Source organism: Kitasatospora sp. NRRL B-11411, from assembly GCF_000721345.1.
Taxonomy (GTDB): domain Bacteria; phylum Actinomycetota; class Actinomycetes; order Streptomycetales; family Streptomycetaceae; genus Kitasatospora; species Kitasatospora cineracea.
Genome location: NZ_JOGH01000137.1, coordinates 1 through 14840, shown reverse-complemented (window position 1 = coordinate 14840; position 14840 = coordinate 1). Strand labels below are relative to the sequence as shown.

Genomic DNA, 14840 nt, shown 5'->3' with positions numbered 1-14840 from the left:
AAGACGGCATACGAGATTCGCCTTAGTCTCGTGGGCTCGTAGATGTGTATAAGAGACAGGTGCGTGAGGGCGGCGTGGGCGAGGGTGGGGAGGCCCGGGGGAGGTGGGCGGTTCGGCGGGCGAGCGGGGGGTAAAGGTGTGCCCAACGGTCTCCGGGCCGCCGGGCGGCGCCCCACCGCCGGGGGCCGGGCCGAGGAGGAGGTGCCGGAGATGGACCGCTGCGTCGTCCTGGTCGACGCGGGCTACCTGCTGGGCGCGGCCGCCAGCCTGCTCGCGGGGGAGCCCGGCCGGGCCCGGATCGCCGTCGACCACCCGGTGCTGATCGCCGCGCTGCGCGAGCGGGCCGAGGCCGAGACCGGCCTGCCGCTGCTGCGGATCTACTGGTTCGACGCGGCCGTCGACCGCCGCCCGGCCCCCGAGCACCGCCGGCTGCGGGTGCTGCCCCGGGTCACTGTCCGGCTCGGCGCGCTGACCAGGGCCGAGGGCCGCTGGGTGCAGAAGGGCGTGGACGCCGCGATGCACGCCGAACTCAGCGAGCTCGCCCGCAACCACGCCTGCGCCGACGTGGTGCTGGTCACCGGCGACGGGGACCTGCTGCCCGGCGTCGCCTCCGCGAAGGAGCACGGCGTCGCGCTGCACCTGTGGGCGCTGGAGGCCGCCGACGGGGACTTCAACCAGTCCGAGGAGCTGGTCGGCGAGGCCGACGAGCGCCGGGTGCTGGACCGGGCCTGGATCCAGCGCTGGGCCCGCCCCCGGGAGGCCGCCGCCGAGCCCGCCGTCGCCGTCGCCCCGGTCGCGGTGCTGCCCGCCCCGGCCCGGCCCCGCACCGTCCCGCTGGTGCCCGCCCCCGCGCCCGCCGCCGTCGCGGCCGCCCGCAGCACCCCGCTGCGGGTCATCCCCACCCCCAAGGACCTGGCCGGGCGGGCCGCCACCGGGCCGGCCGGGCCCGCCGCCCCGGCCGGCCCGGTGCTGCGCTGGTCCTCCGACCGCGGCCTGGTCGACCGCGCCGACGCCGCCACCGCCGCCGACGCGCTGCCCACCCTGGACCGGCTCACCACCTCCGCCCAGCGCTGGGCGGACCGCGAGGAGGACATCACCAGTGTCGGCGGCGACCCGCAGGAGGTCGGCCAGGTCTTCGCCCGCCGCTGGCTCGACCGCCTCGCCGACGCCGGGCGCCCCGCCCTGCTGTGGGCCGACCACCCGCGCATCCCGCACCGCCTGGACGGCGAACTGCTGCGCTACGCCGCCCGGTTCGGCCTGCTCGCGCACAAGGAGGACCAGATCGACGAGCAGGACAGGTACGCGATCCGGGAGGGCTTCTGGAAGGAGCTCGCCGCCCGGGTCCCCGACGCCCGGCAGCCCCCGGAGGCCCTCCGGGAGGACTGACGCCCGGGGCGCGGCCCGGACCCCGCGTGTCCGGAACGCCCCTTACGGCGCGTAGAGTCTTCCGTCGTGAGCAAGGCACCTCAGGGCTGTTGCACGGTCAGCGGCCTGGTCAAGACCTACCGGGCGGGCGGCACCGAGGTCAGGGCCAACGACGGCATCGACCTCGACGTCCGGCGCGGCGAGGTCTTCGGCCTGCTCGGGCCCAACGGCGCCGGCAAGTCCACCCTGGTCCGCCAGCTCACCGGCCTGCTCCGCCCCGACGCCGGCACCATCGACCTGCTCGGCCACGACATCGTCCGGCACCCCGAACGGGCCGCCCGGCTGCTCGGCTACCTCGGCCAGGAGTCCACCGCCCTCGACGAGCTCACCGTCGCCCTCGCCGCCGAGACCACCGGCCGGCTGCGCGGCCTCACCCGGGCCGCCGCCCGCTCCCAGACCGCCGACGTGATCACCGAGCTCGGCCTCGAACCGCTCGCCCACCGCCCGCTCGCCAAGCTCTCCGGCGGCCAGCGCCGGCTCGCCTGCTTCGCCGCCGTCCTGGTCGGCGAACGCCCGCTGCTGGTCCTGGACGAGCCCACCACCGGCATGGACCCGGTCGCCCGCCGCGCCGTCTGGAGCGCCGTCGACCGCCGCCGGGCCGAACACGGCACCACCGTGCTGCTGGTCACCCACAACGTCATCGAGGCCGAGACCGTCCTCGACCGGGTCGCCGTGGTCGACACCGGCCGGGTCATCGCCTGCGACACCCCCGGCGGGCTCAAGGCCCTGGTCGACGGCCACGTCCGGCTCGACCTGGTCTGGCGCACCGACGCCCCGCTCACCGTCCCCGCCGTCGCCCAGCTCGCCGAACGCGCCGAACGCACCGGCCGCCGCTGGACCCTGCGCACCACCCCCGACGAGGCCCGCGAACTGGTCGCCGCCGTCACCACCGGCCCCGCCTTCGCCGCCCTCGACGACTTCACCCTCGCCACCCCCACCCTGGAGGACGCCTACCTCCGGCTCGGCGGCCGGCCCGGAGGACTCGCCCGATGACCCTGCTCGACGCCCCCGCGGTCGCCACCGAGCCCGCGCCGCTCGCCCCCGCCGCCCGGCTGCTGCCCGCGCTGGCCGCCGTCTACCGGGCCCAGCTGGCCCGGGCCAGGGTCTCCCGGATCCCGCTGCTGTTCGTCGCCACCTTCCAGTCGATCGGCATCCTGGTGATGATGCGCGGCGTCGTCGACCCCGGCGACAACCCCTCCGCGCACGCCGTGGTGGCCGGCTCCGCCGTCCTGGTCGTCGCCTTCGTCGCGCTCAACCTGCTCGCCCAGTACTTCGGCCGGCTGCGCGCCACCGGCGGCCTCGACCACTACGCGACGCTGCCGGTGCCGCCCGCCTCCGTGGTGCTCGGCACCGCCGCCGCGTACGCCTCCTTCACCGTGCCCGGGGTCTTCGTCACGGCCGGCGTCGGCAGCTGGATGTTCGAACTGCCGCTCGCCCGGCTGTGGATCCTGCTCGCCGTCGTCCCGCTCTCCGGCGCCGCCCTGGCCGGCCTCGGCGCGGCCCTCGGCCTGCTCGCCCCCCGCCAGGAGCTCGCCACCCTGGCCGGACAGCTCGGCATGTCCGCCGCCCTGCTGCTCGGCGTGCTGCCCGCCGCCCGGCTCCCCGAGCCCGTCCAGTGGCTGCGCGACCTGCTCCCCTCCAGCTACGGCGTCGACGCCTTCGCCCTCACCTTCGCCCCGCACCCCGACTGGGCCCGCGTCCTGCTCGACCTGGGCGTCTGCGGCGCGGTCGGCCTGGTCTCGCTCACCCTCGCCACCTGGGCGTACCGGCGCGCCGCGGCCTGAGCCCCCGGGGCCGGGGCCGTTGGCAAGCGGAGATCGACACCTGCCCGGCCCGACGTGCGCGTTGTCCGGCCTGGCGGCGTGCGGTCGGTGGCAGCCGTTGGCAAGCGGAGATCGACACCTCCCGGGCCCGACGTGAAACGATGGGGCCGTGACCGTACCGAACACACCTGCGGGTAGCACGCCCGGGTCGGACCCCTTCGCCCCGCCCTTCCCGCCGCAGCCGTCCGTCCGCGCGAAGCGGCCGCCGCTCGGTCCCGAGCTGCGGATCGGAGCGATCATCGTCCTCGCCGGAGCGGTCCTCGGCGTGGTGCTCGGCCTGCTCTGGCTCTGGCTCGCCCCCCGGGTCGGCTACGCCGTCCAGGACGACCACATCCTGTACCGGGACCCGGAGGGCGAGGAGCTGATCGGTGCGGTCGGCGTCTTCTCGCTGCTCGGGCTGGCCCTCGGGCTGCTCACCGCGCTCGGCGCCTTCCTGTGGACCCGGGGGCGGGGCGGCGGCATCGCCGTCGCGGTCGGCCTCGCGGTCGGCGGCCTGCTCGGCTCGGTGATCGCCTGGCAGCTCGGCACCCACCTCGGCGCCACCCCCGACCTGCGGGCGCACGCGCTCTCGGTCGGCAACGGCGGCACCTTCGACGGGCCGCTGGAGCTGACCGCGAAGGGGGCGCTGATGGTCTGGCCGATGACGGCGATGATCCTGCTGCTGGCCCTCTCCGCGACGTTCGGCAAGCGCGAGCCGGACCGCCCGCCGTACTGGGAGGCGCCGGAGCCGCTGCACCCCGGCCCGCTGGAGCCGGGCCCGGACCGGCCCGGTCCGGTGCAGCCCGGTCCGGTGCAGGGACCGCCGCCGGCCGAGTAGGCGCCCCCGGGCCCCGGGCTCAGCCCTTGGCGATGGGCGCGGTGAGCGCGGCGGTGAGGCGGACCAGGTCGGCGGGCGCGAGTTCCACCTCGGTGCCGCGCTTGCCCGCGGAGACGAAGACGGTGGGGTGGGCGAGCGCGCCGGAGTCGACGACGGTGCGGAGCCTGCGGCGCTGGCCGAGCGGGGAGATGCCGCCGACCACGTAGCCGGTGGAGCGTTCGGCCGCGGCGGGGTCGGCCATCGCGGCGCGCTTGGTGCCGAGCGCGGCGGCGAGCGCCTTGAGGTCGAGCTGGCCGGAGACCGGGACGACGGCGACCGCGAGGGTGCCGTCGGTCTCGGCGAGCAGGGTCTTGAAGACCCGGTCGGGGGAGACGCCCATCGCCTCGGCGGCCTCGGCGCCGTAGGAGGCGGCGGACGGGTCGTGGGCGTACTCGTGGACGGTGAACGGGACGCCGGCGGTGTCGAGGGCGACGGTGGCGGGGGTGCCGCCGGGGCTCTTCTTCCTGGCCAAGGGGTTGCTCCTCCAGGGTCTTCAGTTGGGGCTGAACGCCTGGCGGGTGAGGTCGGCGGCGGGCAGCGAGGGGAGTTTCGCCAGGACCGCGCTCTCGTGCCGGAGCAGGGCGAGTTCGCGGGTCAGGCGCTGGGCGGTGTCGGGGCAGGCGAGGAGTTCCTGCTTGTCCTTGGTGGACAGCGAGGTGGCGGCGGCGACCAGGTAGGAGAGCACCTGCGGGTCGTCGGGGAGGTCGGCTTCGCCGCTGAGGGTGGCCTCGCGGGCCCCGGCCAGCCGCTTCTGGTAGGTGCGGAAGGCGCGTTCGACGCCGGCCGCGAGCGCGCCGGAGCCCTCGCCGGGCTCCTCGGCGAGCACCGAGACCTCGCCGACCAGGTAGGGGCCGGTGGCGTCCAGGGCGCGCAGCCGGAACCTGGTGGTGCCGGTGACGAGGAGTTCGTAGCGGCCCTCGGGCTGCTCCCGGACGGAGGCGACGTCGGCGACGCAGCCGACCGCGTGCAGGGCGTCCAGCGGGTCGCCGCCGGGGGCGCCGAGGCCGTCCAGCGGGCCGGCCGGGCCCTCGTGCTCGCGGACCGGTGCGGTCTCCCGGCCGTCCTTGATGGCGACCACGCCGAACCGCCGGGGCTCGTCCTCGGGCTGTTCGAGCAGGTCGGCGACCAGGCGGCGGTAGCGCTCCTCGAAGACGTGCAGGGGCAGCACCAGGCCCGGGTACAGAACCGTGTTCAGCGGGAAGAGCGGGAGCCGATCAGTCACGGCGGACAGCGTAGTTGGCGGCGGGCCGCCGCCGCGCCGCAGTTTGTCGCCGGACGGCGCGGCGGCGGCCGGCGTCAGCCGCGCTGGAGCAGCCGGGTGACGCCCGCGACGGCGGTGGTGGCGAGCACCCAGCCGGTCAGCACCAGGGCGGTGGCGACCCACTGGCCGGTGGGGCCCGGGTCCCAGCCGTTCTGGCCGAGGTCGATCAGCGGGAGGACCTTCCCGGCCGCGTACAGAGCGGGGTTCCACACCACGTGCTCGTCGGCCTTGATCGGGGCGGGCCGGTGCGCGGCGAAGTACGCGGTGCCCAGCGCCCAGGCCAGCACCAGCCAGGCGGCGGCCCGGCCGGGGCGGTAGCCGTAGCCGACGGCGGCGTCCTGGAGGTGGCCCCAGATCCGGCCGGGCAGCGGCAGGGTGCGCCGGCGGCGGCGCTGCTTGGCGTACAGGACGGTGCGGGCGTCCTCGTCGGCGCCGTCGCGGCGCAGGGCGGCGGCGAGCTGCTCGTACGCCTCGGGGCGGAACTCCCGGCCGGAGTCGACCCAGGCGATCCGGCGCTCCAGCGGGAAGGGCTCGGTGGGGCGGAGCGACTCGTAGCTGAAGCCGGTGAGCGAGACGTGGTGCTCGGTGGGCCAGGCGGCGGGGGCGTCGACCAGGTTGCCGATCCGGGCCCGGTTGAGGCTGACGGCGCCGGTGGGCGGGGTGTCACAGGTGAAGCGGAGTTCGGGGGTCTGGATCCGGCTGAGCGCGAGCTCCTCGCCCTCGCCGAGGTGGAACTCGGCGTTGGTGATCAGGACGGCGTTCTCGAAGCGGCCGTCGGAGAGCCGGATCCGGCCCCAGGAGCGGAACGGGGTGTGGGTGGTGTCCCGGTAGGGGGCGGCGGCCGTGGACCCGCCGTAGCCGGAGCCGTAGACGGTCCGCGAGCCGGTCCAGTTGGCGTCCTCGGAGCCGGACAGGTACAGGGTGTGGCCGACGGTGATCCGGGCCGCGTTGATCGCGTTCGGGTTGTCCGGTCCGGCGGCCCGCAGCGAGCCGCCGCGGAGCGAGAGCCGGCCGCCGATCCGAGCCGAGCGCAGGCTCAACTCGCCGAGCAGGTCGAGGCGTTCGGCCTCGCAGTCCTGGTTGATGGAGATCCCGTCGGCGGACACCGCCCGCCCGTACGCGTCGGGGCCGACGGCGGACTGGTTGAGCAGCAGGTCGGTGCCGATCCGGGCGTCGGTGAGCCGGACGCCGCCGGGTATCCCGCAGCGGGCGAGGTGCACGTCGCCCTCGCTGGCCAGCCGGGACGCCTCCAGCCGGGGGAGGGCGCAGGAGACGATCCGCAGGGTGCCGGCGGTGGCCTCGGAGAGCAGCAGCTTGCGGTCGAAGCGGCAGAGCTGGAACTCGACGTAGCAGCCGATCCGGCCGCCGGCCAGGGTGAACTCGCCGGTGACGCGGGCGCCGATGAGCTTGAGCGCGGCGACCTTGCCGGGCGCGGCGGCGGGGCCGTGCAGCAGCAGCCGGGCGATCGCCTCGGCGCGGACCGTCCGATCGGGGCCCCACTCCCCGGCGGCGAACGGGTCGTCCGGGCCGTGCTCCTCGTCGCCCGGACGGGTGGTGTGCCCGGCGGGGGCGGGCAGCAGGAGGTCGGCGGGGCCGCTCCCGGCCCGCAGGTCGTACACCTCGCCGTGCCGGAAGGCCTCCCACAGGCCCCGTTCGGTGTCGGTCCAGTCGTCCGGTGCCTGCTCCACCGCGCCCCCCGATGATCTTGGTCTCGTCTCACCCTTCGTATCACGGACTGAAATGCCGGGCTGCCGGTTTTCGCCACTCCTTACACTTGGGCCTGTGATCTCTCGAATCGACCTCCGCGGCTCCTCCACGGACCCGCGCGACGTGCTGCCCCGTGCCGAGTTCGACGTCGAAGCCGCCCTGGAGAAGGTGCGGCCGATCGCCGAGGACGTGCGCCATCGCGGGGTCGCGGCGCTGATCGAGATCACCGAGCGCTTCGACGGCGTCCGGCTGGAGTCCACCCGCGTCCCGGCCGAGCAGATCGCCGAGGCGCTGGAGCAGCTGGACCCGGAGGTCCGCGCCGCGCTGGAGGAGTCGATCCGCCGGGCCCGCGCCGTCCACTCCGACCAGCGCCGGGTCGGGCACACCACGCAGGTGGTGCCCGGCGGCACCGTCACCCAGCGCTGGGTGCCGGTCGACCGGGTCGGCCTGTACGTGCCCGGCGGCCTCGCCGTGTACCCGTCCTCCGTGGTGATGAACGTGGTGCCCGCCCAGGAGGCCGGGGTGGCCGGCATCGCGGTCTCCTCGCCGCCGCAGAAGGCGTTCGGCGGGCGCGTCCACCCGGCGATCCTGGCCGCCTGCGCGCTGCTCGGCGTCGACGAGGTGTACGCGGTCGGCGGCGCCCAGGCGGTGGCGATGTTCGCGCTCGGCACCGAGGAGTGCGCGCCCGTCAACCTGGTCACCGGCCCCGGCAACATCTACGTTGCCGCCGCCAAGCGCCTGTTCGCGGGCCGGATCGGCATCGACTCGGAGGCCGGCCCGACCGAGATCATGGTCCTCGCCGACGACACCGCGGACGCCGCGGAGGTCGCCGCCGACCTGATCAGCCAGGCCGAGCACGGCCCGACCTCCGGCTCCGTGCTGGTCACCGCCTCGCCGCTGCTGGCCGACGCCGTCGAGGCCGAGCTCAAGACGCAGGTCGCCCGCACCAAGCACTCCGAGCGGGTCGCGGAGGCGCTCGGCGGCCCGCAGTCCGGGATCATCCTGGTCGACGACCTGGAGCAGGGCCTCGCCGTGGTCAACGCCTACGCCGCCGAGCACCTGGAGATCCAGACCGCCGAGCCGCACGCCGTCTCCGAGCGGGTCCGCAACGCGGGCGCGATCTTCCTCGGCCGCTACACCCCGGTCTCGCTGGGCGACTACGCGGCCGGCTCCAACCACGTGCTGCCCACCGGCGGCTGCGCCTGCCACTCCTCGGGCCTGTCCGTGCAGACCTTCCTGCGCGGCGTCCAGGTCGTCGAGTACGACCGCGAGGCGCTGGCCGGGATCGCCGCGCACGTGGTCAACCTGTCCGCGGCCGAGGACCTGCCCGGCCACGGCGACGCTGTCAAAGCCCGATTCGACTGGACGGTACCCGGCGCGTGACGAAGATCGACGACCTGCCCATCCGGGACGAGCTGCGCGGCCAGTCCCCGTACGGCGCACCGCAGTTGGACGTGCCCGTCCAGCTCAACACCAACGAGAACCCGTACCCGCTGCCCGAGCCGCTGGTGGCCCGGATCGCCGAGCGGGTCGCCGAGGCGGCCCGCCACCTCAACCGCTACCCGGACCGGGACGCGGTCGAGCTGCGCACCGGCCTGGCGGCTTACCTGAGCGACACCACCGGCTTCGGCGTGACCAAGGACCAGGTCTGGGCCGCCAACGGCTCCAACGAGGTGCTCCAGCAGCTCCTCCAGACCTTCGGCGGGCCCGGCCGCACCGCGATCGGCTTCGAGCCCTCGTACTCGATGCACGCCCTGATCGCCCGCGGCACCGGCACCGGCTGGGTCTCCGGCCCGCGCAACGAGGACTTCACCATCGACGTGGACGCGGCCCGCGCGGCGATCGCCGAGCTGCGCCCCGACGTGGTGTTCGTCTGCTCGCCGAACAACCCGACCGGCACCGCCGTCGAGGCCGACACCGTGCTCGCCCTGTACGAGGCCGCGCAGGCCGCCGGGCCGAGCATGGTGGTCGTCGACGAGGCGTACGTCGAGTTCTCGCACCGCGCCTCGCTGCTGCCGCTGCTGGACGGCCGCCCGAACCTGGTGATCAGCCGCACCATGTCCAAGGCGTTCGGCGCGGCCGGCCTGCGGCTCGGCTACCTGGCCGCCGACCCGGCCGTGGTCGACGCGGTCCAGCTGGTCCGGCTGCCCTACCACCTGTCGGCCGTCACCCAGGCCACCGCGCTGGCCTGCCTGGAGCACACCGGCACCCTGCTCGGCTACGTCGACCGGCTGAAGTCCGAGCGCGACCGGGTCGTCCTCGGGCTGCGCGAACTGGGCTTCGAGGTCACCGAGTCCGACGCCAACTTCATCCAGTTCGGCCGCTTCGCCGACACCCGTGCGGTGTGGCAGGCGATCCTCGACCAGGGCGTGCTGATCCGCGACAACGGCGTTCCCGGATGGCTGCGCGTCACCGCCGGCACCCCCGCCGAGAACGACGCCTTCCTGACCGCCGTCGCCACCGTGAGCAAGGAGCTGTAACCGCATGTCCCGCATCGGCCGCGTCGAACGCACCACCAAGGAGACCTCCGTCCTGGTCGAGATCGACCTCGACGGAACCGGCAAGACGGACGTCTCCACGGGCGTCGGGTTCTACGACCACATGCTCGACCAGCTCGGCCGCCACGGCCTCTTCGACCTCACCGTCAAGACCGAGGGCGACCTGCACATCGACACCCACCACACCATCGAGGACACCGCCCTCGCGCTCGGCGCCGCCTTCAAGCAGGCGCTCGGCGACAAGGTCGGCATCTACCGGTTCGGCAACTGCACCGTCCCGCTGGACGAGTCGCTCGCCCAGGTCACCGTCGACCTCTCCGGCCGCCCGTACCTGGTGCACACCGAGCCCGAGAACATCGCCCCGATGATCGGCGCGTACGACACCACGATGACCCGGCACATCCTGGAGTCCTTCGTCGCCCAGGCCCAGGTCGCCCTGCACGTGCACGTGCCGTACGGCCGCAACGCGCACCACATCGTCGAGTGCCAGTTCAAGGCGCTGGCCCGGGCGCTGCGCTACGCCTCCGAGCGCGACCCGCGCGCCGCGGGCATCCTGCCCTCCACCAAGGGCGCGCTCTGATGGCCTCGGTGCTGATCTTCCTCGGCCTCTTCTTCGCGGCGGGCGTCTGGTCGTTCTGGAAGCAGGAGAAGCCCAAGAGCGTCATCCTCGTCCTCGGCTTCGCCTCGGCCATGTGCCTGGCCGCCGGCATCATGCGCTACTAGGAGACCGCGAGATGTCCAAGAACGTCGTGGTGCTGGACTACGGGTCCGGCAACCTGCGCTCCGCCCAGCGCGCCGTCGAGCGCACCGGCGCCACCGTCACCGTCACCTCCGACTTCCAGGAGGCGCTGGACGCCGACGGCCTGCTGGTGCCCGGCGTCGGCGCCTTCGAGGCGTGCATGCGCGGCCTGAAGGCCGTCCGCGGCGAGCAGGTCATCGGGCGCCGGCTGGCCGGCGGCCGCCCGGTGCTCGGCATCTGCGTCGGCATGCAGATCCTGTTCGAGAAGGGCGTCGAGCACGGCGTGGAGACCGCCGGCTGCGACGAGTGGCCCGGGGTGGTCGAGCCGCTGGACGCGCCGATCGTCCCGCACATGGGCTGGAACACCGTCGACGCCCCCGAGGGCACCCGGATGTTCGCCGGGATGGACGCCGACACCCGGTTCTACTTCGTGCACTCCTACGGGGTGCGGCACTGGGTGCTGGAGACGCACTCCGAGAAGATCCGCGCCCCCAAGGTCATCTGGGCCACCCACGGGCAGCCGTTCGTCGCCGCCGTGGAGAACGGCCCGCTGTGGGCCACCCAGTTCCACCCCGAGAAGTCCGGCGACGCCGGCGCCGCCCTGCTGACCAACTGGGTCGACACCCTCTGACGTCCCTCCGAAGACTGAGAGTCCTTCAGAACATGACCAACCGCCTCGAACTGCTGCCCGCCGTCGACGTCCGCGACGGCCAGGCGGTCCGCCTGGTCAAGGGCGCCTCCGGCACCGAGACCTCCTTCGGCGAGCCGCTCGCCGCCGCCCTCGCCTGGCAGAGCGCCGGCGCCGAGTGGCTGCACCTGGTCGACCTGGACGCCGCCTTCGGCACCGGCAGCAACCGCGAGCTGCTCCGCGAGGTCACCGGCCGTCTCGACATCAAGGTCGAGCTGTCCGGCGGCATCCGCGACGACGAGTCGCTCGCCGCGGCCCTCGCCACCGGCTGCACCCGGGTCAACCTCGGCACCGCCGCCCTGGAGTCCCCCGAGTGGGTCGCCAAGGTCATCGCCGAGCACGGCGACCAGATCGCCGTCGGCCTCGACGTGGTCGGCACCACCCTGCGCGGCCGCGGCTGGACCCGCGACGGCGGCCAGCTCTACGACGTGCTGGCCCGCCTCGACGCGGAGGGCTGCGCCCGCTACGTGGTCACCGACGTCAACCGCGACGGCACCCTGACCGGCCCCAACCTCCAGTTGCTGCGCGACGTCTGCGCCGCCACCGACCGGCCCGTCGTCGCCTCCGGCGGCGTGTCGTCGCTCGACGACCTGCGTGCCATCGCCACCCTGGTACCGGAGGGCGTCGAGGGCTCGATCGTGGGGAAGGCGCTCTACGAGCAGAAGTTCACCCTCGAAGAGGCCCTGGAGGCTGTGTCCCGATGACCGACGAAACCCCGGCCACCACCACCGCCCGCCCGTCCCGACAGTCCCCCTACGAGGACCAGTACGGATTCGCCCGGGCGGTGGTGGCCGGGGACTTCGTCCTGGTCGCGGGCTGCACCGCCTACGACGACGTCGACGCCGTCGTCGAGGGCGACCCGTACGAGCAGACGCTGGCCGCCTTCCGGACGGCCCTCGACGCGCTCGACGGCTACGGACTCACCGCCGCCGACGTGGTCCGCACCCGGATGTACCTCACCCACGTCCGGGACTGCGACGAGGTCGGCCGCGCGCACAAGGAACTCTTCGCCGGAGTCCGCCCGGTCACCACCATGGTGGTCGTCCAGGGCCTGACCGACTCCCGGATGATGGTCGAGGTCGAGGTCGAGGCCCACCGGCCCGGCCTGGCCCGCACTTTGGAAGGCACCCAGCCGTGACACTCGCAGTACGCGTCATCCCCTGCCTGGACGTGGACGCCGGACGCGTCGTCAAGGGCGTCAACTTCCAGAACCTGCGCGACGCCGGGGACCCGGTCGAGCTCGCCAAGCTCTACGACGCCCAGGGCGCCGACGAGTTGACCTTCCTCGACATCACCGCCTCCTCCGGCTCCCGGGAGACCACCTACGACGTGGTCCGCCGCACCGCCGAGCAGGTCTTCATCCCGCTCACCGTCGGCGGCGGCGTCCGCGCCGTCGAGGACGTCGACAAGCTGCTGCGGGCCGGCGCCGACAAGGTCGGCGTCAACACCGCCGCCATCGCCCGCCCCGAACTCGTCCGCGAGATCGCCCAGCGCTTCGGCCGCCAGGTGCTCGTCCTCTCGGTCGACGCCCGGCGCTGCCCCGAGGGCACCGAGACCGCCTCCGGCTTCGAGGTCACCACCCACGGCGGCCGCCGCGGCACCGGCATCGACGCGATCGAGTGGGCGGTGCGCGCCGCCGAGCTCGGCGCCGGCGAGATCCTGCTCAACTCGATGGACGCCGACGGCACCAAGGACGGCTACGACCTGGAGATGATCCGGGCCGCCCGCAAGGCCGTCTCCATCCCGGTGATCGCCTCCGGCGGCGCCGGCAAGCTCGCCGACTTCGCCCCCGCGGTCGACGCCGGGGCCGACGCCGTCCTCGCCGCCAGCGTCTTCCACTTCGGCGACCTGACCATCGGCCAGGTCAAGGACGAACTCCGGGTCACCGGGCACCCCGTCCGCTGACGGCCGCTCCGGAACCCCGCGGGTGCGCTACCGGCGGGGTTCCGGCTCCAGCAGCGCGAACTGGGCGCCGAACGGGTCCGCCAGCACCGCGATCCGGCCCACCGTCGGCACCCGCTCCGGCGGCACCAGCACGCTCCCGCCCAGCCGGCGCACCTCATCGGTGGCCAGCAGCGCGTCCGGCACCGCGAAGTGCGCCAGCCAGCCCACGTCCACCCGCGGGTGCACGCCCGCGACACCGCCGAAGTCCGCCCCGCCGTCCGCCGGTCGCAGCACCGTGTACTCGGCCCCCGGCACCACCGAGTCCCTGGTCCGCCAGCCGAACAGGCCCTGGTAGAACCGCAGCGACCCCGGGACGTCCGAGGTGTGCAGCTCGGCCCAGCACAGCGCGCCCGGCCCGCCCGCCGCCTCCAGCCCGGCCGTCCCGCCGGCCTGCCAGACCGCGAACCGGCCGCCCGCCGGGTCCGACAGCTGCGCGAACCAGCCCTCGCCGGGCACCTCCGACGGCGGGACGCGCACCGTCCCGCCCGCGCGCCGCACCGCCGCCGCGGTGCCGTGCGCGTCCGCCGCCGCGAAGTACACCGTCCAGGCGGGCAGCGCCTCCGCCTCGGTCAGCGCGCCCACCCCCGCCACCGTCCGTCCGCCGCTGCGGAAGAACGCGTAGCCGTTCGGGCCGGCCGGGTCCAGGGTCCAGCCGAACACCGAGCCGTAGAACGACTCGGACTCGGCGAGGTCCGGACTGCCCAGACCGAGCCAGTTCGGCGAACCGGGCCGGAAGTCGGTGCTCACCATGGCGCGCGCTCCTGAAGGTGCGAAGGACGGGGGGACGGCCCGTCGGGCCACGGCCAGGCTGGCACACCGACCGGACAAAACGGACCGACGCGCCGTCAGGCCCCCGGCTCCGGCAGCGGCAGCACGTGCGCCAGCGTCTCCACCGCCTCCGGCGCGCCCTCCGCCACCACCGTGGCCCGCGCGCCCCGCCCGTACAGGAACAGCACCAGCTCGCCCGGCTCCCCGCTCACCGTCACCACCGGCGTCCCCCGCCGACGCACCGTCACCTCCCGGCCGTCCGGGTGCACCAGCCGCAGCGAGACCGGCGCCTTCGCGTCACCGAACCGGGCCACCATCGGCACCCGCTTCCACAGCGCCTCCGCCAACTCCGGCCCCACCGGCTCCGGTTCGAACGGCACCGCCCGGCGGACGTCCTCCGCGTGCACGAAGAACTCCACCAGGTTCGCCGCCCCGTCGACCCCCGGCAGGTTGAACGGCGAGAAGGCCGGCGGCCCCGACCGGAACGACTTCACCAGCCCCTCGTACCCCCGCCCCGCGACCTTCCCCTGCACCCGCTCCGTCCACCCCGCCAGCGCCCCCACCCGGATCCCCGCCGCCGCGTCCGGCCGCCCCTCCCGCACCACCAGGTGCGCCGCCAAGTCCCGCGCCACCCACCCCTCGCACAACGTCGGCCCCTCCGGCCCCGCCGCCGCCAACAACCGACTCAACCGGGCCCGCTCGCCCTGCGCAAGACTCACCATGCGCCCAGCGTACGGGGCGGGACGGCTAGTGGAGCGGGGCGGTCATCTTGCGGTCCGGCTGCTGGTTGCTGACGGTCACGGTGCAGCTGACATCCCGGTAGCCCTGCTGGTAGTACTTGGTCAGCGGGACGATCGGGCTGTTGTTGTACAGGTCGGTGCCGTTCTTCTGCTGCTGCACCGCATGGAACGACGGCGCGCAGAGCTCCAGCAGGGCCTTGTTCATCCCCCGGTCGTCGGCCAGGCCCTCGGGCATCACCACGTTGGCGGTGGTCTCGGCGTCGTGCGGCTGGTCGCACGGGGTGACGGTGCTGTCCTTCACCCCGCTGATCCAGGGCATCAACAGGCAGGTGCCCGGCGGGTAGAAGGGGTACGGGTAGGTCTTCGACGGGCTGGGGGCGGGGGTGGGGGG

The 14840-nt window shown here is 74.6% G+C and carries 18 protein-coding genes; 12 read left to right on the top strand and 6 right to left on the bottom strand.

Features of this window, described 5'->3' with window-relative positions; genetic code table 11:
* Positions 1–210: 210 nt before the first annotated feature.
* The 4 genes from IH44_RS0134770 (at position 211) to IH44_RS0134755 (ending at position 4065) form a co-directional block, all read left to right on the top strand.
* Positions 211–1386 (top strand): NYN domain-containing protein, encoded by a 1176-nt coding sequence (locus IH44_RS0134770; RefSeq protein ID WP_030463819.1) that lies wholly within the window; start codon positions 211–213, stop codon positions 1384–1386.
* A 66-nt stretch (positions 1387–1452) separates the two neighbouring features.
* Positions 1453–2418 carry an ABC transporter ATP-binding protein gene (locus IH44_RS0134765; protein WP_035957297.1) on the top strand — a complete coding sequence of 322 codons (966 nt, stop codon included), beginning with the start codon at positions 1453–1455 and terminating at the stop codon, positions 2416–2418.
* Positions 2415–3209, top strand: coding sequence for an ABC transporter permease (locus tag IH44_RS0134760; RefSeq protein ID WP_030463817.1), 795 nt, complete (start codon positions 2415–2417; stop codon positions 3207–3209). The genes IH44_RS0134765 and IH44_RS0134760 overlap by 4 nt, the downstream gene beginning before the upstream one ends.
* A gap of 148 nt (positions 3210–3357) precedes the next feature.
* Complete coding sequence (locus IH44_RS0134755; protein ID WP_063759746.1) at positions 3358–4065, top strand: hypothetical protein; 708 nt, start codon at positions 3358–3360, stop codon at positions 4063–4065.
* A 19-nt stretch (positions 4066–4084) separates the two neighbouring features.
* Here the strand turns inward: IH44_RS0134755 and ybaK are convergent, their stop codons facing one another.
* From ybaK to IH44_RS0134740, 3 genes are all read right to left on the bottom strand, one after another.
* The gene (ybaK, locus tag IH44_RS0134750; RefSeq protein WP_030463815.1) at positions 4085–4576 is read right to left on the bottom strand and encodes a Cys-tRNA(Pro) deacylase; all 492 of its coding nucleotides are present in this window, start codon (positions 4574–4576) and stop codon (positions 4085–4087) included.
* Between the two features lie 21 nt (positions 4577–4597).
* Entirely contained in the window at positions 4598–5326 is a 729-nt protein-coding gene (locus IH44_RS0134745; protein ID WP_030463814.1) for an LON peptidase substrate-binding domain-containing protein, read from the bottom strand.
* 74 nt (positions 5327–5400) lie between these two features.
* Positions 5401–7053, bottom strand: a complete 1653-nt coding sequence (locus IH44_RS0134740) for a hypothetical protein (protein ID WP_030463813.1) — start codon at positions 7051–7053, stop codon at positions 5401–5403.
* 94 nt (positions 7054–7147) lie between these two features.
* Between IH44_RS0134740 and hisD the strand changes: the two genes are divergently transcribed.
* Genes hisD through hisF form a run of 8 tightly spaced genes read left to right on the top strand, consistent with a single transcriptional unit; the run spans position 7148 to position 12902 of the window.
* The gene (gene hisD / locus IH44_RS0134735; protein WP_030463812.1) at positions 7148–8455 is read left to right on the top strand and encodes a histidinol dehydrogenase; all 1308 of its coding nucleotides are present in this window, start codon (positions 7148–7150) and stop codon (positions 8453–8455) included.
* Positions 8452–9552: a histidinol-phosphate transaminase gene (locus IH44_RS0134730; RefSeq protein ID WP_030463811.1), complete on the top strand. Its 1101-nt coding sequence runs from the start codon at positions 8452–8454 to the stop codon at positions 9550–9552. Before hisD ends, IH44_RS0134730 begins: the two co-directional genes overlap by 4 nt.
* Positions 9553–9556: 4 nt before the next feature.
* Positions 9557–10150, top strand: coding sequence for an imidazoleglycerol-phosphate dehydratase HisB (gene hisB / locus IH44_RS0134725; RefSeq protein WP_030463810.1), 594 nt, complete (start codon positions 9557–9559; stop codon positions 10148–10150).
* Complete coding sequence (locus IH44_RS47475; protein WP_030463809.1) at positions 10150–10293, top strand: hypothetical protein; 144 nt, start codon at positions 10150–10152, stop codon at positions 10291–10293. The genes hisB and IH44_RS47475 overlap by 1 nt, the downstream gene beginning before the upstream one ends.
* Before the next feature lie 11 nt (positions 10294–10304).
* Positions 10305–10940 carry an imidazole glycerol phosphate synthase subunit HisH gene (gene hisH, locus IH44_RS0134715; RefSeq protein WP_030463808.1) on the top strand — a complete coding sequence of 212 codons (636 nt, stop codon included), beginning with the start codon at positions 10305–10307 and terminating at the stop codon, positions 10938–10940.
* Positions 10941–10972: 32 nt separating this feature from the next.
* A complete protein-coding gene (priA, locus tag IH44_RS0134710; RefSeq protein WP_030463807.1) occupies positions 10973–11701 on the top strand; it encodes a bifunctional 1-(5-phosphoribosyl)-5-((5-phosphoribosylamino)methylideneamino)imidazole-4-carboxamide isomerase/phosphoribosylanthranilate isomerase PriA in 729 nt (242 codons plus the stop codon).
* Positions 11698–12135 carry a RidA family protein gene (locus IH44_RS0134705; RefSeq protein WP_051817946.1) on the top strand — a complete coding sequence of 146 codons (438 nt, stop codon included), beginning with the start codon at positions 11698–11700 and terminating at the stop codon, positions 12133–12135. Before priA ends, IH44_RS0134705 begins: the two co-directional genes overlap by 4 nt.
* Positions 12132–12902 carry an imidazole glycerol phosphate synthase subunit HisF gene (hisF, locus tag IH44_RS0134700; RefSeq protein WP_030463805.1) on the top strand — a complete coding sequence of 257 codons (771 nt, stop codon included), beginning with the start codon at positions 12132–12134 and terminating at the stop codon, positions 12900–12902. The genes IH44_RS0134705 and hisF overlap by 4 nt, the downstream gene beginning before the upstream one ends.
* Before the next feature lie 27 nt (positions 12903–12929).
* On the opposite strand, the gene IH44_RS0134695 is transcribed toward hisF, so the two are convergent.
* From IH44_RS0134695 to IH44_RS0134685, 3 genes are all read right to left on the bottom strand, one after another.
* Positions 12930–13691: a VOC family protein gene (locus IH44_RS0134695; RefSeq protein ID WP_030463804.1), complete on the bottom strand. Its 762-nt coding sequence runs from the start codon at positions 13689–13691 to the stop codon at positions 12930–12932.
* 95 nt (positions 13692–13786) lie between these two features.
* Entirely contained in the window at positions 13787–14431 is a 645-nt protein-coding gene (locus IH44_RS0134690; RefSeq protein ID WP_030463803.1) for a TIGR03085 family metal-binding protein, read from the bottom strand.
* A 25-nt stretch (positions 14432–14456) separates the two neighbouring features.
* Positions 14457–14840 (bottom strand): septum formation family protein (locus IH44_RS0134685; protein WP_030463802.1); only part of this gene is annotated, 384 nt, incomplete at its 5' end.